Origin of the sequence: Shewanella sp. SNU WT4, from assembly GCF_006494715.1 — a bacterium.
In the GTDB taxonomy this organism is placed as follows: Bacteria; Pseudomonadota; Gammaproteobacteria; order Enterobacterales; family Shewanellaceae; genus Shewanella.
Map to the genome: position 1 here is coordinate 375,839 of NZ_CP041151.1, position 18,464 is coordinate 394,302.

General features: G+C 45.5%; 28 protein-coding genes. 22 read left to right on the plus strand and 6 right to left on the minus strand.

Translation table 11 applies throughout. The features are described 5' to 3' along the window. Positions 1-150 precede the first annotated feature (150 nt). The 17 genes from rplN to rplQ all read left to right on the plus strand — a co-directional run bounded on the left by rplN (position 151) and on the right by rplQ (position 8,644). Complete coding sequence (gene rplN, locus FJQ87_RS01660) at positions 151-519, plus strand: 50S ribosomal protein L14 (RefSeq protein ID WP_140930201.1); 369 nt, start codon at positions 151-153, stop codon at positions 517-519. 12 nt (positions 520-531) lie between these two features. Next, complete coding sequence (gene rplX / locus FJQ87_RS01665; RefSeq protein ID WP_140930202.1) at positions 532-846, plus strand: 50S ribosomal protein L24; 315 nt, start codon at positions 532-534, stop codon at positions 844-846. Between the two features lie 12 nt (positions 847-858). Further along, complete coding sequence (gene rplE, locus FJQ87_RS01670; protein ID WP_140930203.1) at positions 859-1,398, plus strand: 50S ribosomal protein L5; 540 nt, start codon at positions 859-861, stop codon at positions 1,396-1,398. 10 nt (positions 1,399-1,408) lie between these two features. Next, positions 1,409-1,714, plus strand: a complete 306-nt coding sequence (gene rpsN, locus FJQ87_RS01675) for a 30S ribosomal protein S14 (protein ID WP_140930204.1) — start codon at positions 1,409-1,411, stop codon at positions 1,712-1,714. A gap of 23 nt (positions 1,715-1,737) precedes the next feature. Then, positions 1,738-2,130, plus strand: a complete 393-nt coding sequence (rpsH, locus tag FJQ87_RS01680; RefSeq protein ID WP_140930205.1) for a 30S ribosomal protein S8 — start codon at positions 1,738-1,740, stop codon at positions 2,128-2,130. Between the two features lie 10 nt (positions 2,131-2,140). Next, the gene (rplF, locus tag FJQ87_RS01685; protein WP_140930206.1) at positions 2,141-2,674 is read left to right on the plus strand and encodes a 50S ribosomal protein L6; all 534 of its coding nucleotides are present in this window, start codon (positions 2,141-2,143) and stop codon (positions 2,672-2,674) included. Between the two features lie 10 nt (positions 2,675-2,684). Beyond that, the gene (rplR, locus tag FJQ87_RS01690) at positions 2,685-3,035 is read left to right on the plus strand and encodes a 50S ribosomal protein L18 (RefSeq protein WP_140930207.1); all 351 of its coding nucleotides are present in this window, start codon (positions 2,685-2,687) and stop codon (positions 3,033-3,035) included. A 12-nt stretch (positions 3,036-3,047) separates the two neighbouring features. Then, positions 3,048-3,551, plus strand: coding sequence for a 30S ribosomal protein S5 (gene rpsE / locus FJQ87_RS01695; RefSeq protein WP_140930208.1), 504 nt, complete (start codon positions 3,048-3,050; stop codon positions 3,549-3,551). A 6-nt stretch (positions 3,552-3,557) separates the two neighbouring features. Next, the gene (gene rpmD, locus FJQ87_RS01700) at positions 3,558-3,740 is read left to right on the plus strand and encodes a 50S ribosomal protein L30 (RefSeq protein ID WP_140930209.1); all 183 of its coding nucleotides are present in this window, start codon (positions 3,558-3,560) and stop codon (positions 3,738-3,740) included. Between the two features lie 3 nt (positions 3,741-3,743). Continuing rightward, positions 3,744-4,178, plus strand: coding sequence for a 50S ribosomal protein L15 (rplO, locus tag FJQ87_RS01705; protein ID WP_140930210.1), 435 nt, complete (start codon positions 3,744-3,746; stop codon positions 4,176-4,178). Positions 4,179-4,185: 7 nt separating this feature from the next. After that, on the plus strand, positions 4,186-5,526 hold the full coding sequence (gene secY, locus FJQ87_RS01710; protein WP_140930211.1) for a preprotein translocase subunit SecY: 1,341 nt from the start codon (positions 4,186-4,188) through the stop codon (positions 5,524-5,526). Positions 5,527-5,547: 21 nt separating this feature from the next. After that, positions 5,548-5,661: a 50S ribosomal protein L36 gene (gene rpmJ, locus FJQ87_RS01715; RefSeq protein WP_140930212.1), complete on the plus strand. Its 114-nt coding sequence runs from the start codon at positions 5,548-5,550 to the stop codon at positions 5,659-5,661. A gap of 117 nt (positions 5,662-5,778) precedes the next feature. Then, entirely contained in the window at positions 5,779-6,135 is a 357-nt protein-coding gene (gene rpsM / locus FJQ87_RS01720) for a 30S ribosomal protein S13 (RefSeq protein ID WP_140930213.1), read from the plus strand. A gap of 14 nt (positions 6,136-6,149) precedes the next feature. After that, the gene (gene rpsK, locus FJQ87_RS01725; protein ID WP_140930214.1) at positions 6,150-6,542 is read left to right on the plus strand and encodes a 30S ribosomal protein S11; all 393 of its coding nucleotides are present in this window, start codon (positions 6,150-6,152) and stop codon (positions 6,540-6,542) included. A 31-nt stretch (positions 6,543-6,573) separates the two neighbouring features. Continuing rightward, on the plus strand, positions 6,574-7,194 hold the full coding sequence (rpsD, locus tag FJQ87_RS01730; RefSeq protein WP_140930215.1) for a 30S ribosomal protein S4: 621 nt from the start codon (positions 6,574-6,576) through the stop codon (positions 7,192-7,194). A gap of 24 nt (positions 7,195-7,218) precedes the next feature. Continuing rightward, entirely contained in the window at positions 7,219-8,208 is a 990-nt protein-coding gene (gene rpoA, locus FJQ87_RS01735) for a DNA-directed RNA polymerase subunit alpha (RefSeq protein ID WP_140930216.1), read from the plus strand. 40 nt (positions 8,209-8,248) lie between these two features. Further along, positions 8,249-8,644, plus strand: coding sequence for a 50S ribosomal protein L17 (rplQ, locus tag FJQ87_RS01740; protein WP_140930217.1), 396 nt, complete (start codon positions 8,249-8,251; stop codon positions 8,642-8,644). A gap of 942 nt (positions 8,645-9,586) precedes the next feature. On the opposite strand, the gene ccmE is transcribed toward rplQ, so the two are convergent. From ccmE to ccmA, 5 genes are read right to left on the minus strand one after another with little or no spacing between them, the layout of a single operon-like run. Next, positions 9,587-10,075 carry a cytochrome c maturation protein CcmE gene (gene ccmE, locus FJQ87_RS01745; protein WP_140930218.1) on the minus strand — a complete coding sequence of 163 codons (489 nt, stop codon included), beginning with the start codon at positions 10,073-10,075 and terminating at the stop codon, positions 9,587-9,589. Beyond that, on the minus strand, positions 10,072-10,272 hold the full coding sequence (gene ccmD / locus FJQ87_RS01750) for a heme exporter protein CcmD (protein WP_140930219.1): 201 nt from the start codon (positions 10,270-10,272) through the stop codon (positions 10,072-10,074). Before ccmD ends, ccmE begins: the two co-directional genes overlap by 4 nt. Beyond that, on the minus strand, positions 10,272-11,018 hold the full coding sequence (gene ccmC, locus FJQ87_RS01755; protein ID WP_140930220.1) for a heme ABC transporter permease CcmC: 747 nt from the start codon (positions 11,016-11,018) through the stop codon (positions 10,272-10,274). Before ccmC ends, ccmD begins: the two co-directional genes overlap by 1 nt. Before the next feature lies 1 nt (position 11,019). Then, complete coding sequence (ccmB, locus tag FJQ87_RS01760) at positions 11,020-11,709, minus strand: heme exporter protein CcmB (protein WP_140930221.1); 690 nt, start codon at positions 11,707-11,709, stop codon at positions 11,020-11,022. Between the two features lie 11 nt (positions 11,710-11,720). Continuing rightward, positions 11,721-12,356 carry a cytochrome c biogenesis heme-transporting ATPase CcmA gene (ccmA, locus tag FJQ87_RS01765; protein WP_206194358.1) on the minus strand — a complete coding sequence of 212 codons (636 nt, stop codon included), beginning with the start codon at positions 12,354-12,356 and terminating at the stop codon, positions 11,721-11,723. Positions 12,357-12,681: 325 nt separating this feature from the next. Between ccmA and FJQ87_RS01770 the strand changes: the two genes are divergently transcribed. Next, positions 12,682-12,975 (plus strand): c-type cytochrome, encoded by a 294-nt coding sequence (locus FJQ87_RS01770; protein WP_140930223.1) that lies wholly within the window; start codon positions 12,682-12,684, stop codon positions 12,973-12,975. A gap of 72 nt (positions 12,976-13,047) precedes the next feature. On the opposite strand, the gene ccmI is transcribed toward FJQ87_RS01770, so the two are convergent. Beyond that, a complete protein-coding gene (gene ccmI, locus FJQ87_RS01775) occupies positions 13,048-14,334 on the minus strand; it encodes a c-type cytochrome biogenesis protein CcmI (RefSeq protein ID WP_140930224.1) in 1,287 nt (428 codons plus the stop codon). Positions 14,335-14,739: 405 nt separating this feature from the next. On the opposite strand from ccmI, the gene FJQ87_RS01780 reads away from it, so the two are divergent. Genes FJQ87_RS01780 through FJQ87_RS01795 form a run of 4 tightly spaced genes read left to right on the plus strand, consistent with a single transcriptional unit; the run spans position 14,740 to position 18,312 of the window. After that, a complete protein-coding gene (locus FJQ87_RS01780; protein WP_140930225.1) occupies positions 14,740-16,707 on the plus strand; it encodes a heme lyase CcmF/NrfE family subunit in 1,968 nt (655 codons plus the stop codon). Positions 16,708-16,721: 14 nt separating this feature from the next. Continuing rightward, the gene (locus tag FJQ87_RS01785) at positions 16,722-17,285 is read left to right on the plus strand and encodes a DsbE family thiol:disulfide interchange protein (protein WP_140930226.1); all 564 of its coding nucleotides are present in this window, start codon (positions 16,722-16,724) and stop codon (positions 17,283-17,285) included. After that, the gene (gene nrfF, locus FJQ87_RS01790; protein WP_140930227.1) at positions 17,282-17,755 is read left to right on the plus strand and encodes a heme lyase NrfEFG subunit NrfF; all 474 of its coding nucleotides are present in this window, start codon (positions 17,282-17,284) and stop codon (positions 17,753-17,755) included. The genes FJQ87_RS01785 and nrfF overlap by 4 nt, the downstream gene beginning before the upstream one ends. After that, positions 17,752-18,312 carry a TlpA disulfide reductase family protein gene (locus tag FJQ87_RS01795; RefSeq protein ID WP_140930228.1) on the plus strand — a complete coding sequence of 187 codons (561 nt, stop codon included), beginning with the start codon at positions 17,752-17,754 and terminating at the stop codon, positions 18,310-18,312. The genes nrfF and FJQ87_RS01795 overlap by 4 nt, the downstream gene beginning before the upstream one ends. Positions 18,313-18,464: the final 152 nt, after the last annotated feature.

The window sequence follows — 18,464 nt, forward strand, 5'->3', positions numbered from 1 at the left end:
TTGGGGCCGTTTGTTTTTTAATACTATCCAAGCCTATTTTATGGTGTTATAATTGCGCTCCATTTTTGACCAATATTGGCCAAAAATGAGGTAAGAAAATAACCCCGTCTAAACGGGATTTTGTGTAGTAACGATAGCGGAGCACTTAAAATGATCCAAATGCAATCGACTCTGGATGTCGCGTGTAACAGCGGCGCTCGCAGAGTTCAGTGTATTAAGGTCTTGGGTGGCTCTCATCGTCGTTATGCCGGTATCGGCGACATCATCAAGGTTTCTGTTAAAGAAGCTATTCCTCGCGCTAAAGCGAAGAAAGGTGATGTGTATAACGCGGTGGTAGTCCGTACTAAGAAAGGCGTACGTCGTCCAGATGGTTCTGTCATTCGCTTCGATCGGAATGCAGCAGTTTTGCTTAACGCAAACCTTGCACCGATTGGTACTCGTATCTTTGGACCAGTGACACGTGAATTGCGCAATGAGCAATTTATGAAAATCGTATCGCTGGCACCAGAAGTACTGTAAAGGAGCTTCAAAATGGCAGCTAAAATCCGTCGTCAAGACGAAGTAATTATACTGGCAGGCAAAGACAAGGGTAAACGCGCAAAAGTTTCCCAAGTACTTCCTACTGGTAAAGTGATTGTTGAAGGTATCAATCTCGTTAAGAAGCACACCAAGCCAAACCCACAACTGGGCGTAACTGGTGGCATCGTTGAGAAAGAAGCACCACTTCAATCATCAAACGTTGCGATCTTCAACCATGCCACAGGCAAGGCTGATCGTGTTGGTTTCCGATTTGAAGACGGCAAAAAAGTTCGTTTCTTTAAATCGAACGGTGAACTCGTTAAGTAACTGGAGTAAACGATGGCGAAACTGCATGATAAATATAAAGAGACTGTGATCGCTGAACTGGCTAAAAAGTTCGGTTATAGCAGTGTCATGCAAGTCCCTCGGATTGATAAAATCACCCTGAACATGGGTGTTGGTGAAGCTGTTGCAGATAAGAAAGTTATGGACGCTGCTGTTCGTGACATGACTGCAATCGCTGGCCAAAAGCCAGTAGTGACTGTTGCTCGTAAGTCAGTTGCTGGTTTTAAAATCCGTGAAGGCTACCCTATTGGTTGTAAAGTAACCCTGCGCGGTGAGCGCATGTGGGAATTTTTAGAGCGTTTGGTTGACATCGCAATCCCACGTATTCGTGATTTCCGCGGTCTGAGTGCTAAGTCATTCGACGGTCGTGGTAACTACGCTATGGGTGTGCGTGAGCAAATCATCTTCCCAGAAATCGATTATGATAAAATCGATAAGATTCGCGGTATGGATATTGTTATCACTACCTCTGCGAAGACTGATGAAGAAGGTCGAGCTCTGTTAGACGCTTTTAACTTCCCATTCAAAAAATAAGGGTAGCGTAATGGCAAAAACTTCAATGAAAGCACGTGAAGTCAAACGTGCAAAGCTCGTGGCCAAGTACGCTGAAAAGCGCGCGGCACTTAAGCAAATCATTAACAGCCCACTGACTTCTGACGAAGATCGTTGGGATGCGGTTCTTAAGCTGCAAGCTCTACCACGTGATTCCAGCGCCGCGCGTCAGCGTAATCGTTGTAATCAAACTGGTCGCCCGCATGGCTTCTTGCGCAAATTCGGCTTAAGCCGTATTAAACTGCGCGAAGCAACAATGCGTGGTGAAGTTCCTGGTCTGCGTAAGGCCAGCTGGTAATACTTGTCACGGAGTAAGCTAATATGAGCATGCAAGATCCTATTGCGGATATGTTAACCCGTATCCGTAACGGCCAAGCTGCTAACAAAGTATCTGTGAAGATGCCTTCTGCTAAGCTGAAAGTTGCTATCGCAAAGCTGCTTAAAGAAGAAGGTTATATCACTGATTACGCAGTTGCAGGTGAAGCCAAACCTGAACTGGAAATCACTCTTAAGTATTTCCAGGGTCAGCCAGTCGTTGAGACTATCCAGCGTGTAAGCCGTCCTGGTCTTCGTATTTACAAAGGTAAAGACGAGTTACCAAAAGTGATGGGCGGACTGGGTGTCGCAATCGTTTCCACTTCTCAAGGCCTGATGACTGATCGTGCCGCCCGCCTTGTAGGCATGGGTGGTGAGGTTATCTGCTACGTAGCTTAAGGAGCTAGGAATGTCTCGTGTAGCAAAAGCACCAGTCACTATCCCAGCTGGCGTAGAGGTGACTGTAAACGGTCAGGAAGTTACCATCAAAGGTGGTAAAGGTTCTCTGACTCGAGTTTTCAACAGCGCGGTTGCTGTTGTTGTTGAAGAAGGCGTTATCAAGTCTCAACCTGTTGAAGGCGTTGTTAACGCTTGGGCACAGGCTGGTACTGCACGCGCTTTATTAAACAACATGGTAATCGGTGTATCTCAAGGCTTTGAGAAGAAGTTGAAGTTAGTTGGTGTTGGTTACCGCGCGAAAATCGTTGGTGCTGATCTTGATCTGACTTTAGGTTTCTCTCACCCTCTGGTACACAAGCTGCCCGCTGGCGTAACAGTAGAATGTCCAACTCAGACTGACATCATCCTTCGTGGTGTTGATAAGCAAGTTGTTGGTCAAGTTGCTGCTGAGATTCGTGGTTATCGTCCACCAGAGCCTTATAAAGGCAAAGGTGTTCGTTATGACGACGAAAACGTTCGCCGTAAAGAGGCTAAGAAGAAGTAGGTAACGCGATATGGATAAGAAAACATCTCGCTTACGCCGCGCATTACGCGCCCGTAAGAAGATCCAAGAGCTAGGCGCGACACGTCTGGTTGTACATCGTACACCACGTCACATCTATGCTCAGGTGATCAATGCCGATGCCCAAGTAATTGCAGCAGCTTCTACCGCTGAAAAAGCAGTAAAAGAAGCTCTGAAATCTACCGGCAACGTAGACGCAGCTAAAGCAGTAGGTAAAGCTATTGCTGAACGCGCGATCGAAAAAGGCGTGACTGTTGTTGCCTTCGATCGTTCTGGTTTCAAGTATCACGGTCGTGTAGCTGCGCTGGCAGATGCTGCTCGTGAAGCTGGCCTCCAGTTCTAAGGGGTTATAACAATGGCTAAATTAGAAGCTCAGCAAAAAGACGATCTGCAAGAGAAATTAATTGCAGTTAATCGTGTTTCTAAAGTAGTTAAGGGTGGCCGTATCTTTAGCTTCACCGCACTGACAGTAGTGGGTGATGGCAATGGTAAGGTTGGCTTTGGCTATGGTAAAGCGCGCGAAGTTCCAGCTGCTATTCAAAAGGCAATGGAAAAAGCACGTCGTAACATGGTAACCGTTGAACTGAATAAAGGTACCCTTCACCACCCAGTGAAAGGTCGCCACTCAGGTTCACTTGTTTACATGCAACCGGCGTCAAAAGGTACCGGTATTATTGCCGGTGGCGCGATGCGTGCCGTATTGGAAGTAGCAGGCGTTCATAACGTTCTGTCAAAAGCATACGGTTCTACTAACCCGATCAACATCGTTCGCGCGACTGTAGATGCTCTGGTGCACATGAAGTCACCTGCGCAAATCGCAGCTAAGCGTGGCCTGAATGTTGATGAAATTCGGGGGTAATGCACCATGGCTACTAAAACTGTAAAAGTCACTCAGACTAAAAGTGCTATTGGTCGTTTGCCAAAGCACAGAGCGACCCTGACTGGTTTAGGTCTACGTCGTATTGGTCACACTGTTGAACTGCAAGATACTCCTGCTGTTCGCGGTATGATTAACAAGGTCTACTACATGGTTAAGGTGGAGGATTAATAGATGCGTTTAAATACTCTATCTCCAGCTGCAGGCTCTAAGTCTGCACCTAAGCGTGTAGGTCGTGGTATTGGTTCAGGCTTGGGTAAGACTGCTGGTCGCGGTCACAAGGGTCAAAAATCTCGTTCTGGCGGCGGTGTACGTCCTGGATTCGAGGGTGGTCAAATGCCACTGAAGATCCGTTTACCTAAGTTCGGCTTTACTTCACGTATCGCTTTGGTAACTGCTGAAGTTCGTTTACTCGAACTGGCAAAAGTTAACGGTGATGTTATCGACCTGAACGCATTAAAAGATGCGAACGTAATTACTCGCAACATCCTGTTTGCGAAAATCGTTCTTTCAGGTACCATTGAACGCCCAGTGACTGTTAAAGGTCTGCGGGTTACTAAAGGTGCTCGCGCAGCTATCGAAGCTGCTGGCGGTAAGATCGAGGAATAATACGTCGATGGCAAAACCAGGACTTGATTTAAAAAGCGCGAAGGGCGGTTTTTCAGAATTGAAACGTCGTCTCCTGTTCGTGATTGGTGCGATTATCGTCTTTAGGGCGGGTTCATTTGTACCGATTCCTGGTATTGACGCTGCTGTATTAGCCGAGCTGTTTACTCAGCAAAAAGGAACCATCCTGGGCATGTTTAACATGTTCTCGGGTGGTGCCCTTGAGCGCGCTTCCATCTTTGCACTAGGGATCATGCCGTATATCTCGGCATCGATCATTATGCAATTATTGACTGTGGTACATCCTGCATTAGCTGAATTGAAAAAAGAAGGCGAGTCAGGACGTAAGAAAATCAGTCAGTATACTCGTTGGGGTACACTCGTGCTGGGTACATTCCAGTCGGTCGGTATTGCAACAGGATTGCCGAATCTGGTTCCGGGTTTAGTAGTAAACCCAGGTGTAGGATTCTATTTCACTGCTGTGGTGAGCTTAGTCACTGGAACTATGTTCCTGATGTGGTTAGGTGAGCAAATTACCGAACGGGGCATAGGGAATGGTATTTCGATCCTGATTTTTGCAGGTATCGTAGCCGGACTGCCTTCAGCTATTGGCCAAACGGCCGAGCAGGCGCGTCAAGGCGACTTGAACGTATTAGTATTGCTACTGATTGCGGTTATCGTATTTGCCGTTACTTACTTTGTAGTGTTTGTTGAGCGTGGTCAGCGACGTATTGTTGTTAACTATGCCAAGCGTCAGCAAGGCCGTAAGGTGTTTGCCGCGCAATCAACGCATTTACCGTTGAAAGTGAATATGGCTGGTGTGATACCACCAATTTTTGCGTCCAGCATTATTCTGTTTCCTGGAACCCTGGCTCAGTGGTTCGGTCAGAATCCGTCTATGTCATGGTTAAGTGATTTTTCACTGGCTGTGTCCCCTGGACAACCGCTGTACTCATTATTGTATGCAGCAGCAATTATCTTTTTCTGTTTCTTCTATACTGCGTTGGTGTTTAACCCTCGCGAAACAGCAGATAACTTGAAGAAGAGTGGTGCGTTCATCCCCGGGATCCGTCCTGGCGAACAGACTTCGCGTTACATAGATAAAGTAATGACTCGACTGACCTTAGCGGGCGCCTTGTATATTACCTTTATCTGCTTAATTCCGGAGTTCATGTTAATTGCGTGGAAAGTACAGTTCTATTTTGGCGGTACTTCACTACTGATTATGGTAGTCGTGATCATGGACTTTATGGCTCAGGTTCAGACACATATGATGTCACATCAATATGAGTCTGTGATGAAGAAGGCTAATCTGGTCAACAAAGCGAATTTAGATCGCTTTGGTCGATAAGTTAGCTTACGGAGTGTTGAAATGAAAGTTCGTGCTTCCGTGAAGAGGATCTGCCGTAACTGCAAGATCATCAAGCGTAGTGGCGTTGTTCGCGTTATCTGTGTTGAACCAAAACACAAACAGCGTCAAGGCTAAAAACATTTAATCAGCCCTATTTGATAGGGCTGATTAAAAATTGATTGCAAAACTGTCATCTGTTGAGTATCCTTTCGGGCTTTTCACAGATGGCCTTTAACTTATAAGGAGTGCATAGTGGCCCGTATAGCTGGCATTAACATTCCTGATCAAAAGCATACAGTCATTGCTTTGACTGCAATTTTTGGTATTGGACGTACTCGCGCTAGAGCAATCTGCGCAGCTACTTCAATCGCCGAAGATGCTAAGATCAAGGAATTGAGCGAAGCTCAAATTGATACTCTACGCGAAGAAGTCGCCAAATACACTGTAGAAGGTGACTTGCGTCGTGAGATTTCCATGAACATCAAACGTCTTATGGACCTTGGTTGTTATCGTGGTCTCCGCCATCGTCGTAGCCTGCCTCTTCGTGGGCAACGTACTAAGACCAATGCGCGTACACGCAAAGGTCCACGTAAACCAATCAAGAAGTAACGGGAAGGTAGACAATGGCTAAAGTTCCGTCACGTTCTCCGCGTAAGCGCGTACGTAAACAGGTTGCGGATGGTATGGCGCATATCCATGCGTCTTTCAACAATACAATTGTTACTATCACTGATCGTCAGGGTAACGCATTGTCATGGGCGACGTCAGGTGGTTCAGGTTTCCGTGGTTCACGTAAATCTACTCCATTTGCTGCGCAGGTGGCTGCTGAGCGCGCAGGTGCTGCTGCTCAGGATTATGGTGTTAAAAACCTTGAAGTTTTCGTGAAGGGTCCAGGTCCAGGTCGTGAGTCAGCCATTCGTGCGCTGAACGCTGTTGGTTATAAAATTACCAACATTACCGATGTGACGCCTATCCCTCATAACGGTTGTCGTCCTCCTAAAAAGCGTCGCGTATAACGACGTCTAGCTAGGATATTGGAGAAAGATCATGGCAAGATACTTGGGTCCTAAGCTCAAGCTCAGCCGCCGAGAAGGTACAGACCTTTTCCTGAAAAGCGGTGTGAGAGCAATTGATTCGAAGTGTAAGCTTGAAGCTGCACCAGGCCAACATGGCGCTCGTAAGCCACGTTTGTCTGAGTACGGTACTCAGCTGCGCGAGAAACAAAAAGTTCGTCGTATTTATGGTGTGCTGGAAAAGCAGTTCCGTAACTATTACAAAGATGCAGCACGTGCAAAAGGCAACACTGGTGAAAACCTGTTGCAACTTTTAGAATGCCGCCTGGATAACGTAGTTTATCGTATGGGCTTTGGCGCGACTCGTGCTGAATCACGTCAGCTAGTTAGCCATAAGTCTATTATGGTCAACGGTCGTGTTGTTAATATTCCGTCATTCAAAGTGTCTGCGAATGATGTTGTAAGCATTCGTGAGAAGTCACGCACTCAAGCTCGTATTAAAGCGGCTTTAGAAGTGGCAGCTCAACGCGAAAAGCCTACATGGGTTGAAGTAGATACCGCTAAGATGGAAGGTGCTTTCAAGCGTCTGCCAGAACGTAGCGACTTGTCTGCGGAAATTAACGAACAGCTGATCGTCGAGCTTTACTCTAAGTAAAGCTAACAAACAAGAGAGGACACAATGCAGGGTTCTGTTACAGAATTTCTTAAACCGCGTCTCGTTGATATCGAGCAGGTTAACCCAACGCGTGCCAAGGTGACTCTGGAGCCACTTGAACGTGGTTTTGGTCACACTTTAGGAAACGCGTTGCGTCGCATCCTATTGTCGTCTATGCCCGGCTGCGCAGTTACCGAAGTCGAGATCGACGGCGTGCTGCATGAATATAGCAGCAAGGAAGGCGTACAAGAAGATATCCTTGAAATCTTGCTGAACCTGAAAGGGTTAGCAGTGACTATCGAGGGTAAAGACGAGGCTATGCTCACATTGAGCAAGTCCGGCGCAGGCCCTGTTACTGCAGCAGATATCACCCACGACGGCGATGTCTCTATCGTGAACCCAGATCATGTTATCTGTCATCTGACAGGTAACAATGATATCAGCATGCGTATTCGTGTTGAACGTGGTCGCGGTTATGTACCGGCTTCTGCCCGTGCTCAAACCGAAGACGACGATCGCCCGATTGGTCGCCTGTTGGTAGACGCTTCTTTCTCACCAGTTGCTCGCATTGCTTATAATGTTGAGTCAGCTCGTGTGGAACAACGTACTGACCTGGATAAACTGGTAATTGATATGACCACTAATGGTACTATCGACCCAGAAGAAGCTATCCGTCGCTCTGCAACAATTTTGGCTGAACAGCTAGATGCGTTTGTAGAATTGCGTGATGTTTCTGAACCAGAACAGAAAGAAGAGAAGCCAGAGTTTGATCCGATTTTGCTGCGTCCTGTCGACGATTTAGAGCTAACTGTACGTTCAGCCAACTGTTTGAAGGCTGAAGCGATTCATTACATCGGTGATCTGGTACAGCGTACTGAAGTTGAGTTGCTCAAAACTCCTAACCTGGGTAAGAAATCTCTTACCGAGATCAAGGATGTGTTGGCTTCTCGCGGACTGTCGTTAGGTATGCGTTTGGAAAACTGGCCTCCAGCTAGTTTAGCAGACGACCTATAAGTCCCAGGTTTGTACAGATTTAGGTTATAAGGATTAGGTCATGCGCCATCGTAAGAGTGGTCGTCAACTTAACCGCAACAGCAGCCACCGCCAAGCTATGTTCCGTAACATGGCTTCATCACTGGTTCGTCATGAGATTATCAAGACGACTTTAGTGAAAGCGAAAGAGCTCCGTCGCGTAGTTGAGCCTCTGATAACACTTTCTAAAAGTGACAGCGTTGCAAATCGTCGTCTGGCATTTGCTCGTACCCGCGACTCTGAAGTTGTAGGTAAATTGTTCAATGAATTGGGTCCACGTTACCAGGAACGTCCTGGTGGCTATACCCGCATCCTGAAGTGCGGTCTGCGTGCCGGTGATAAAGCCCCTATGGCTTACATCGAGCTAGTTGGTCGTCCTGAAGCTGCTCAAGCTGTTGAAGTTGAAGCTGCTGAGTAATAATCAGGTTGTATGAAAAAACCGGGCCTAGTGTCCGGTTTTTTATTATCTTAAATCTGTTGAATTCTAAGGTTTGTCTTCGCTCTAGCTCCATTATCTAGCTAAATTAAACTATCCAGCTTTCTCCCCTTATTTACACTGTGCTGTATGCCTGCATTAAGTTTGACTATGCTTATGGTTATTCATTATTGGCAGACTCTTTCTATTGCTGAAAAACACTATGGGTATGACTATACCTGATAAGCCACTTCAGAAAGCTCTCACACCCTGCTACGGGAAAGTTCCACTTCAAACGCATCTCGATTACACAATTTATTTTTAAGCCTGTATCTGGCTCTGTGGGCGTCAGGGTGGCGTTTATATATGTCAAATTAATGAGTTTAATTTGGGGGTAAACTGGCTATTCCCTAAGATTTATCTTTAACAGCCAAGCTCATAGTTAATCACTCTAAAGTACCATGATCCCGATTGATGAAACTTCTTATGTATCGACTTAAGTTAGCGATAATTTTCACCGCCTTGTGTTTTTTGGCTCAATTTGAGTCCAGAACTTTTACTTTGGATTAATCGAGTCTGTAAGCATGCTCTACCGGTCGTTGATACCCTTCAGAATGGCAATGGTAACAATGAACTTAACGTTGGCAGAACGGCGATTGTGGGCGTTTGAAACCTGTAAACCATCAGCGGTATTACATGGGAATCAGTATTTTGTTGGGTTATGGTAAGTAAGGGTGGTTTTTAGGCTATTTATGGGGAAGCTAAGGAAGTTTGCCATACGCTAGATGACAGATGTGCTTGAGGCGCTAATCACAAGAGGCATGACTATGTGCGAGCATCTAATCCATTGACGCCACTAAACTTGTTATTGCTTGAATGTCGGTATACTTAAGCGCGTTATTGCAGTTAAAAAAATGCCGCAAACTGAGTTGCGGCATCTTGGTATTATTGTACTGATTTCACTTGTTCATCGTTATAGTCGAGTTTTTCATGGGTCTTACCCATGGCTTCAGCGACTTCTGGCGGCATGTAGTTTTCATCATGCTTGGCCAATACTTCAGAAGCTTGCAGTTTATAGTCGTCAGTTAATACGCCTTGGGCAACAATACCTTGGCCTTCACGGAATAGATCTGGCAGCAGATCGTCATAAGTCACTATGATTTCGCCACCGGCAGCATCATGCACTGCAAACTCAATGTGTAGACTTTCAGGATCGCGAACTAACGATCCAACAGTAACCATGCCACCAACGCGGATCCGTTGGCCTGGCTCTGGTTTAACGCCGGTATCTTTCTTGCCTTGGGTAATCTCGGTTGGTGTATAGAATAAATTCAGGTTTGAATTTAAGGCATACAATAACAAGGATGCAATTGCAGCAACGCCAGCAATTAATCCAACGGCTAATACGAGTCTCTTTTTACGTCTTGGATTCACTGTTTATTGCTCCGATTCTGTTTAAGTCGTTCTTCGCGTTCGAGCTTCTTCGCTATTTCAGTCAGGACTCGTTTCTTGCGGCCAACACTTGCTATGGTCAAAATTAATAACGAACCAAAGCTCACACCATAGGCTAACCACACGTAGAAGCCGTAACCGCCCATGTTCAGAAATTCACTGAATGAATTAAATTCCATTATTTAGCTCCTTGTGCCAGCGCTAATTGGCGTACCCATGGGCGCATACCGTTACGTGCCAGTACTTCAGCACGGAAGCGGACGATAGTCAGCGCACCTATCATAAGGGCGAAACCTAAAATATTGATTAAAAGTGGATACAGCATATCAGTCGGCATGGCTGATTTTTCAGTAATTCTAATGGTTGATGGCTGATGCAGCGAGCTCCACCAATCCACTGAATACTTAATAATTGGAATATTAATGACACCGACAATGGCAAGAATGCCAGCAGCGCGCGCCGCGAGTACTTTATCCTCAAAAGATGAGTACAAAGCTATTACGCCTAAGTATAAGAATAATAATACTAATTCAGAGGTCAGACGTGCATCCCATACCCACCATGCGCCCCACATAGGTTTACCCCAAGTGGCGCCTGTCACTAATGCAATAAAGGTGATAACAGCGCCGATAGGCGCGATAGCGGCAGCAGCCCAGTCGGCGGCTTTAATTTGCCATACTAGACCAACAAAAGAGGCGGTAGCCATGGCCATATAAGCAGCCATCGACATAGACGCAGCTGGCACATGAATAAAGATGATGCGATAGCTATCGCCTTGCTGATAATCAGTTGGCGCAAATAACAGTCCCCACAGGGTTCCGGTGGCTAACATGCCAATCGCTAGGGCCGCAAACCAAGGCAGTAATTTCCCAGCGAGCTGATATGCTCGTTCTGGATCCGCGTAAGGGTGTAACCATTTCCACATTTTAGTTAGTACTCACTCTTAGAGAGGCGCCAATTGCAAATGGTGCCAAGGTTAACGAACCGACCAACATAGCAGCAATAATCGCTAGTTGACCATCAAAAGGTAGATTCATGCTCGCAGCATCGATAGCACTGGTGGCAAATATCAACACTGGAATATAAAGAGGTAAGATTAATAGGCTCACTAACACGCCGCCTTTGCGTAAGCCAACGGTTAGCGCCATACCAATGGCGCCCAGTAAACTCAGTACTGGCGTACCTAAGGCTAAGGTGGCGATAAGTGCGACATAGCTGTTTTCATCTAAGTGCAGCAATACGGCTAGCAGTGGCGCTATGATGATAAGCGGCACACCAGTTAGTAACCAATGAGCTATTACTTTGGCCAATATCATTAATGGCAGTGGCTGCGGGCTTAACAGCATTTGCTCTAAGCTGCCATCGCTATAATCTGTTTTAAATAGTCGCTCTAACGACAGCATTGAAGCCAATAGTGCGGCCACCCAAATTACCCCGGGGGCAATGCGGCTCAGCATCTGCGGCTCTGGTCCTACACCTAGAGGGAATAGGGTCACTACCATTACGAAAAATAATAACGGGTTAAAAATATCACCGCGATGACGCACCGCAATTTTCAAATCACGATTGAGTACGGTAAAAAATGCTTGGGTGTAATTGAGGTTTCTGCTTTTCATCCAGGTAAACCTTATAGGAAGCGATAATCTAGTCGGATTTTGCGAACTCTATCATGTGCGATAACACCCATGTCTTGGTGAGTCGTCATGATGACGCAGCCGCCATTTGCGGCATGTGCTAAAAATAAGTTCTCTAAATCTTCAACACCTTTCTTATCGATGGCAGTAAACGGCTCATCTAATATCCATATTTTACAATTAGTGTGCCAAAGTCTGGCAAGCGCTGTGCGGCGGTGCTGGCCTGCCGACAAGTGTCCTGCCAGCGCATCCTCAAAACCAGTGAGATTAACATTACTCAAGATGGCAGCCGCTTTGGCGTCATCGTAGCCACTTAAGCGTAAGTTAGTGTTAAGGTTTTCTTCTGCCGTTAATTCACTTTTTACGCCAGCTAGATGGCCTAAATAGAGCAGGTCAGAGTTAAATTCGTCGCGGTAGCGGGTGATATTTTGCTGCTGATAATAAACATCACCGGCATAGGGTCGCGATAGACCCGCTAAAATGCGCAGTAAGCTAGTTTTGCCGGCACCGTTAGGACCTTCGATTTGAACAATATCTCCAGCACCAATATCAAAACTTAAACCATCAAACAGAATGCGTTCTTCGCGAATGCAGGTAAGTTCACAGGCTGATATTAATGGGGAATTCATTTGGTCCGTCACTGTATCCTCTATCGGGTGCTGAAAATCTAACATTAGTGATACTAACATAAAGGTAAATAGGGAGTTACTGTGGTTAAGCGCTATATTCCAGCAATTTGAAGTGCTTCCAAGAAACCAATTAAAGTGGGAACTTTTGCTCAAGTTGCTAATATACAAAATCTTTGACATCAATTTCATCAATGTTGCAAATCTATAGATAGGGATCACAAAAACGTGAGTTTTTGTATAGATTGTAGTAACCTTTGTTTGTCAAAAGGAGTCTGCCCAGTTTTGGCAGCGATGAGCTTTGTATATTAGCATTAGGAAAATAAGCATGAAAAAAATGTTAGCCATGACTGCATTCGCTGTGATGACTATGTCACCAAGCGCTTTTGCTCAGGATGGAGAGGCTGTTTACAACAAGGCATGCCAAGTTTGTCATAGTATGGGTGTTGCTGGTGCACCTAAAGTTCATGATGTAGCGGCTTGGGAGCCTCGCTTGGCACAAGGTATGGATACTTTAGTAGCTACTATAAAAACTGGTAAAGGCGCTATGCCACCAGGCGGTATGTGTACTGACTGTACCGATCAAGATTACAAAAGCGCGATTGAGTTTATGTCTAAATAAGACTCTTTCTGCAATAAAAAAACCGGCTAAGGCCGGTTTTTTTATGAGCTTTTAATGGTGTTAGTGGCAGGCTTAGTTCACTAAGGTATCAATCACTAAAGTGCCGTTACCACCGACGCTGACGTTAGCCAGTTTGCCTTGTAAGTCACCTGCTTGTGGTCTGACGCTACCGTGTTTAGATAAAACTGCGATAATCTCAACCGCAGTAGCATCACTTAACTTCATGTCGCCGCCCATATTGGTGGTGTCATCCAACACGACATTGGCAGGCAAGGCTTTCACGCTGATTTTGGTCGCCGCTAACGGTACCTTGGCACCAGTAACTGGGCGTGCGAAGACAAATAGCATATCTGATGGACCGACTTTATCGGCCAATTCAGGCGCTATACTAATGGCAATAGTCACAGTGGCAGCGCTTGGCATGGTTTTAGGTGCTGGCGCAGTGTTATTTTTCGTCATAGCTTTTTGATGGGTGGCATCTTGTGGCATTTCGCCAGTTTCAGCCCCTAAACGCATTTTTGCGGTTTCAATGGCGTTAATCACAGCGCTGCGATCAACATCAGTGCGATCACTACCTAAGATAGTTTCCCACGCATTAATGGCTTCGCTGTAGTTAGCATTGAAGAAAGCATTCATGCCGACTAATAACAAGGTTGATGGATCTTTTGAGTCTAACGATAACGCTTGATCAATTAAGGCCTGAATAGCTGGCGTCATTTGCTGATTATTTTTATAAAACAAAGCCGTGGCTTTCGGACCAATAAGCTCAGCATGCAATCCAACTAAATCAATCACTTTATCAAAAGAAGTTACGGCTTCATCGTAACGATTAGCTGAAATGTAAGCGTGACCTAAGTTAAACCAAGCCTGGCTATTATCTGGCTGAGCCTTAACTTGCTGCTCCATCATCATCACTTGTTGCGACATGATTTGATCGGCTGTCATGCCTGCATGAGGATTAGCGGCAGTCATAGGTTGATCTAGCATTTGGTAAGCGCCTAAATGCTGATAGCAGTAAGCAGAAATACCGACTAATACTATTGATAAGACGGCTGGGATCAGTGGGCTTTTTGGCTTGATGGTGGCAGTGAGTGACTCATCACTTCCTTGCTTCATGTCCTGCAGCAGACTGATTTCCAGTTCTTGCTTCAGTGCGGCAAACTCTTGCTGATCCAGTAATTCTTCGTCGAGTTCTTTTTCTAACACGGCTAAGCGTTCGTTAAAAAGTTCGATATTGGTCTGGTTGCGTATGCCAGCGGCTTCAGCAATTAGCAACTTTTGCTGCCGAAAATGAGGTACCCAAATCAGCAGTAAGCTGACTAACACGACAAGAGCGATAAAAATCCAAAAGGTGGTCATTATTTCACTTCACGTTAGTTACAAAATTGCGGCAATATTGCCACACATAATGCGGCGATTATACGCAAAGATGCTTCATTGAACATGAATATAAGAGCTAGCTCGCAGTCTATATTCTAGTTTGAGGACTGGTTCACATATTGAATCATAAAGAAAAAATCCCGAAACTTTTGCTGTGATTGACTGTCAGACTGCCGATGCACGTAATTTTTGTTAACGATTTGACAGTTTTGTATTAACTCAGAATGCGACACCTGACCCATTATTCGGTCAAACTAGCAGACAGATACAATAGCAAACACTAAAATGAGCAAAAATTCGTACAATCTAATGTGTGATTCATATTTTTGTGCGTTGATCAGCGTAACGTTGTATCAACATTCACTGTGACACCGAGGAACCCCAATGATCCCTGAACTTGGACACTTCTCACTGATAATAGGTTTAGCGTTTGCGATCTTATTATCTTGTGTGCCCTTAATCGGAATTGCCCGCAAGGACCAATATCTGGTGCGCTATGCCTGGCCATTAACTTATGGCATGTTTTTCTTTATTACGTTATCGGTCATCACATTAGGCTATTCATTTGCTATCGATGATTTCTCTGTTGCATACGTTGCGCATCATTCTAATTCGCAGTTACCAATTTTCTTTAAAATTGCAGCTGTTTGGGGTGGGCATGAAGGATCGCTGCTGTTTTGGGTCTTTTCATTAACTGTGTGGGCTGCGGCGGTAGCGACTTTTAGTCGTGGCCTCGAAGAAGTGTTTACGGCTCGAGTGTTAAGCATTTTAGCCTTTATCACTATAGGCTTTACGCTGTTCATGTTGCTGACATCAAGCCCATTTGAGCGCTTATTCCCAGTTCCTGGGGAAGGGCGTGACCTTAACCCTATGCTGCAAGACGTGGGTCTGATTTTCCACCCTCCAATGCTGTATCTAGGCTATGTAGGTTTTGCCGTAAGCTTTGCATTCGCGATTGCCGCTCTTATGAGTGGTCGTCTTGATTCTGCTTGGGCTCGTTGGAGCCGTCCTTGGATATTATCGGCTTGGGTATTCCTTACCGGTGGTATCGCTTTAGGTTCGTGGTGGGCATATTACGAATTAGGTTGGGGCGGATGGTGGTTCTGGGATCCGGTTGAAAACGCATCGTTCATGCCTTGGTTGATTGGTACCGCCTTAGTTCACTCAGTGATTGTGACTGAAAAGCGCGGCGCCTTCCGTAACTGGACGGTATTACTGTCTATCTTTGCTTTCTCACTGAGTTTGCTTGGCACCTTTATTGTTCGTTCTGGCGTATTAACCTCTGTGCATTCATTTGCTGCCGACCCAAGCCGAGGCATGTTCATTCTATTGCTGCTTGGTTTAGCCGTGGGTGGTTCGCTGACGTTATTCGCATTCAGAGCCAGTGAAATGAGCAGCCCAGCTCGTTTCGAGTTGTGGTCAAGAGAGACCATGCTGCTGGTTTGTAACGTATTGCTGACCGTTGCCTGCGGAACTGTATTGCTTGGAACATTATATCCACTGCTGATTGATGCTCTGAACATGGGTAAGATTTCGGTTGGCCCACCATATTTTAATGCTGTGTTTGTGCCTATCGTTTTAGTGCTGTTTGTGTTTATGGGTATAGGCCCTAACCTGCGCTGGAAAAAAGCTAAAGCCGGTGAACTTAAGCGCTCACTCACAGTGCCTGCTTTGATTGCTGCAGCGTCTGGTATTGTTGCCCCATTTATTTTCGGTAGCGAATTTAATGTTTGGGTGATGTTAGGTGTCGGCACCACTGTATGGGTGGTTCTAGCAACGTTAGTGGCGGCTTACCATATCGTTAAGGGTAAGCAAGGCGATATTAAGTTGACTCGCATGGGTCGTAGTCAATTGGGTATGGTACTTGCCCACTTGGGTATCGCTATGTCTATTTTTGGCGCAACTATGGTGTCTAACTACTCGCTTGAAAAGAGCGTACGTATGGGGCCTGGCGCTAGCCATGAATTAGCCGGTTATACCTTCAACTTCCTTGAAACTAAGAATGTAGTAGGTCCTAACTATACCGCTAAACAAGGCCAAGTTGAGATCCTTAAAAACGGTGAGTTCGTTAGCTTGCTTAAACCTGACCGTCGTCAATATAACGTTCAGGTTATGGATATGACCGAAGCCGGTATTGACTGGGGCTTTACTCGCGATTTGTACGTGACCATGGGTGACCCAATTAGCCCAACGGAATTTGCTGTGCGCTTGAACTATAAGCCATACGTTCGTTGGATTTGGTTTGGCGGCATTTTCATGATGATGGGTGGTTTCTTCGCCGCGTCTGATAAGCGTTATCGTCAAAAGCAAACGGTTAAAGAATCTCATGCAGCAGTAATTGCGACCGCTTAATAGGTAAGAAAGTAATGAATAAAAATAGAGTTATTCTTTTTATTCCATTGTTTATTTTTCTGGGCATGTCAGTCTTTTTATTCAAAGGATTGTTTTTAAGCCCAGAGAAATTAGATTCAGCACTTGAAGGAAAGCCGATCCCGGCTTTCCAGTTGCAACAATTGGAAAACCCGAACCTCATGATTACTAATGAGGATTTAAAAGGGCAGGTCGCTTTGATGAACGTTTGGGCGACTTGGTGCCCAAGCTGCAAATACGAGCATCCTTTCTTAATGAGCTTAGCGCGTCAGAATATTGTGCCAGTTTACGGTATCAATTATCGCGACGAGCGCGGCTTAGCGATTCGTGAACTTAATCGTGAAGGCGATCCTTACGCGAAAAACATCTTCGATAAAGATGGTCGCTTAGGATTAGATCTCGGAGTGTATGGCGCGCCAGAAACTTTCATCATAGATCACAACGGGATCATCAGATATCGCTTCGCAGGTCCTATTGATCCGACTGTGTGGCGTGAAACTTTGCTGCCTATGGTGCAACAGTTAAAAGCCGAAGCCGCTAGCGCAGGAGCAACGTCATGAAATTATCCCACTTAATCATGTCAGCAGTGCTATTAGTCTCTGCGGCTGTACAAGCGACCCCCATAGATACTTATGAATTCAAAAATCAAAGTAATCAGCAGCGGGCGTTAACACTGGCCAATGAATTACGTTGCCCTCAGTGTCAAAACCAGAACTTGGTAGACTCTAACTCACCAGTTGCCCGCGATCTGCGTCTTGAAGTGTATAAGATGGTCGATGAAGGCAAGAGTGATGACCAAATTGTAGAGTTTATGACTAGCCGTTATGGAGAGTTCGTACTCTATAAGCCAAGAATGGAAGCTAAAACCTACGTATTATGGCTAGGTCCTGTGTTGTTACTGCTTATTGGTCTGTTCATTGCGTTTAAATTTATTCGTCGTCAGCGCATTGAGCCTAATGCGCCAGTGAATTTATCCGCCGAAGATCAACAAGAGCTGCAGCGCTTGCTAAAAGGAAAGCAATCTAAATGAGAGTATTAGCTAAGGCATTGGTTATTGGTATGCTATGCGCGAGTCTGCCTGTGAGTGCATACCCTGGCATGCAGGCCGCGTCAGAGCAGGCTAAACCGCAATCAACGGTTGATAAAATTCAAGTGTTACCCAAAGCTTACTCATTAGATAAAGTCAGCTTTAGTGATAATCAAGGTAACCCGATTGATTTTAGCCAATATCAAGGTAAGGTCGTAATGGTTAACATGTGGGCCACTTGGTGTCCTCCTTGTGTCCGTGAGCTACCAGCCCTTGACGCCTTAGCTAAAAAGTTTTCAAACGCCGATTTTGTCGTTCTGCCTATCTCTATAGATGCAGAGGGTCAGAAACTAGTTAAGCCTTTCTTGGCTGACTTAGGCATGAATAACTTCACTTCTTATTATGATCCTAAGCAGGCCTTGGGTGAGATCTTCCCACTTGACTATATACCAGCGACTTTTATCCTGAATAAGCAAGGTGAGCTAATCGCCTTTGTTCGTAGTTATGTCGATTGGGCCGATCCACAAGCTGAAAAGCTGATCCAGCAATGGATTAACTAGCGTTTTAGTTTAGAATTCACTCGCTTTGTCTATAAAATGTCGCTTTTGGCTAAACCCTAGCCGAGCGGCATTTTTTATAGCGAAAAGCGCTTGCGCAATAGCGAACACTCCCTATAATGCAGCCCATCGACACGAGATGATGCGGCAACGCA

Bases quoted from the DNA above. Each gene is read 5' to 3' on its own strand.
- ccmB (WP_140930221.1), bottom strand. From the start codon at position 11,709: ATGAAAAGCAGAAACCTCAATTACACCCAAGCATTTTTTACCGTACTC.
- rpsD (WP_140930215.1), top strand. From the start codon at position 6,574: ATGGCAAGATACTTGGGTCCTAAGCTCAAGCTCAGCCGCCGAGAAGGT.
- ccmI (WP_140930224.1), bottom strand. From the start codon at position 14,334: ATGACCACCTTTTGGATTTTTATCGCTCTTGTCGTGTTAGTCAGCTTA.
- ccmC (WP_140930220.1), bottom strand. From the start codon at position 11,018: ATGTGGAAATGGTTACACCCTTACGCGGATCCAGAACGAGCATATCAG.
- rpmD (WP_140930209.1), top strand. From the start codon at position 3,558: ATGGCTACTAAAACTGTAAAAGTCACTCAGACTAAAAGTGCTATTGGT.
- rpmJ (WP_140930212.1), top strand. From the start codon at position 5,548: ATGAAAGTTCGTGCTTCCGTGAAGAGGATCTGCCGTAACTGCAAGATC.
- FJQ87_RS01770 (WP_140930223.1), top strand. From the start codon at position 12,682: ATGAAAAAAATGTTAGCCATGACTGCATTCGCTGTGATGACTATGTCA.
- rplF (WP_140930206.1), top strand. From the start codon at position 2,141: ATGTCTCGTGTAGCAAAAGCACCAGTCACTATCCCAGCTGGCGTAGAG.
- ccmA (WP_206194358.1), bottom strand. From the start codon at position 12,356: ATGAATTCCCCATTAATATCAGCCTGTGAACTTACCTGCATTCGCGAA.
- rpsK (WP_140930214.1), top strand. From the start codon at position 6,150: ATGGCTAAAGTTCCGTCACGTTCTCCGCGTAAGCGCGTACGTAAACAG.
- rpsE (WP_140930208.1), top strand. From the start codon at position 3,048: ATGGCTAAATTAGAAGCTCAGCAAAAAGACGATCTGCAAGAGAAATTA.
- rpsH (WP_140930205.1), top strand. From the start codon at position 1,738: ATGAGCATGCAAGATCCTATTGCGGATATGTTAACCCGTATCCGTAAC.
- rplR (WP_140930207.1), top strand. From the start codon at position 2,685: ATGGATAAGAAAACATCTCGCTTACGCCGCGCATTACGCGCCCGTAAG.
- FJQ87_RS01795 (WP_140930228.1), top strand. From the start codon at position 17,752: ATGAGAGTATTAGCTAAGGCATTGGTTATTGGTATGCTATGCGCGAGT.
- ccmD (WP_140930219.1), bottom strand. From the start codon at position 10,272: ATGGAATTTAATTCATTCAGTGAATTTCTGAACATGGGCGGTTACGGC.
- rplE (WP_140930203.1), top strand. From the start codon at position 859: ATGGCGAAACTGCATGATAAATATAAAGAGACTGTGATCGCTGAACTG.
- nrfF (WP_140930227.1), top strand. From the start codon at position 17,282: ATGAAATTATCCCACTTAATCATGTCAGCAGTGCTATTAGTCTCTGCG.
- rplO (WP_140930210.1), top strand. From the start codon at position 3,744: ATGCGTTTAAATACTCTATCTCCAGCTGCAGGCTCTAAGTCTGCACCT.
- secY (WP_140930211.1), top strand. From the start codon at position 4,186: ATGGCAAAACCAGGACTTGATTTAAAAAGCGCGAAGGGCGGTTTTTCA.
- rplX (WP_140930202.1), top strand. From the start codon at position 532: ATGGCAGCTAAAATCCGTCGTCAAGACGAAGTAATTATACTGGCAGGC.
- rpsN (WP_140930204.1), top strand. From the start codon at position 1,409: ATGGCAAAAACTTCAATGAAAGCACGTGAAGTCAAACGTGCAAAGCTC.
- rpoA (WP_140930216.1), top strand. From the start codon at position 7,219: ATGCAGGGTTCTGTTACAGAATTTCTTAAACCGCGTCTCGTTGATATC.
- FJQ87_RS01785 (WP_140930226.1), top strand. From the start codon at position 16,722: ATGAATAAAAATAGAGTTATTCTTTTTATTCCATTGTTTATTTTTCTG.
- rplQ (WP_140930217.1), top strand. From the start codon at position 8,249: ATGCGCCATCGTAAGAGTGGTCGTCAACTTAACCGCAACAGCAGCCAC.
- FJQ87_RS01780 (WP_140930225.1), top strand. From the start codon at position 14,740: ATGATCCCTGAACTTGGACACTTCTCACTGATAATAGGTTTAGCGTTT.
- rplN (WP_140930201.1), top strand. From the start codon at position 151: ATGATCCAAATGCAATCGACTCTGGATGTCGCGTGTAACAGCGGCGCT.